Annotated in this window: 2 protein-coding genes; one reads left to right on the top strand and one right to left on the bottom strand. The window is 40.7% G+C overall.

Going from position 1 to position 558, the window contains the following annotated elements:
- On the top strand, positions 1 to 283 hold a 283-nt coding region (locus D5R40_RS33750; RefSeq protein ID WP_282433717.1), incomplete at its 5' end, for an alpha-isopropylmalate synthase regulatory domain-containing protein.
- A gap of 132 nt (positions 284 to 415) precedes the next feature.
- Here the strand turns inward: D5R40_RS33750 and D5R40_RS33745 are convergent.
- Complete coding sequence (locus D5R40_RS33745; RefSeq protein ID WP_445974454.1) at positions 416 to 544, bottom strand: DUF2237 family protein; 129 nt, start codon at positions 542 to 544, stop codon at positions 416 to 418.
- Between the last annotated feature and the right edge of the window lie 14 nt (positions 545 to 558).

Here is a 558-nt window from a genome sequence, read left to right as displayed (position 1 = left end):
AGCTTTAGATGCTGCTTTGCGGAAAGCTTTAGAAAATTTTTATCCAGCGATCGCTAATTTTTATTTGACTGATTATAAAGTGAGAATTTTGGATGGTGGTGCAGGTACTTCTGCTAAAACTAGGGTGTTAATTGAGTCTAGTAATGGTCAGCAACGGTGGACGACTCTTGGGGTTTCTTTTAATATTTTGGATGCTTCTTATCAGGCGGTTGTTGAAAGTTTAGAGTATGGTTTGATGTTGGAAAGTCAATCTCAAGAAACTGCATTAGGTGTGGTTTTGTAGTAGCAGAAGGAAGAGGGAAGAGGGAAGAAGGAAGAGGAAAGAGGGAATAAGGAAAAATCTTACTTTGTCTGAGTTTTAAGCTTTTGACCTGTCCTAACCTTTCCTTCGACTGCTATAACTCAGACCTACCACCTAAATAAGTGCGTGTTCCTGCAAAACCTCCAAAGGTACTACTTCTAATGCTTTTTGATGAGTTCCTGACAAAACTACTGGTGGTGCAACTCCAGAATCTAGAGCTTCTTTCCAACGAGACGCACACAAACACCAGCGATCGC

Origin of the sequence: Okeania hirsuta, from assembly GCF_003838195.1 — a bacterium.
GTDB lineage: Bacteria > Cyanobacteriota > Cyanobacteriia > Cyanobacteriales > Microcoleaceae > Okeania > Okeania hirsuta.
The sequence above is the reverse complement of the archived record's forward strand: the minus strand, read 5'-3'. Positions and strand labels throughout refer to the sequence as shown.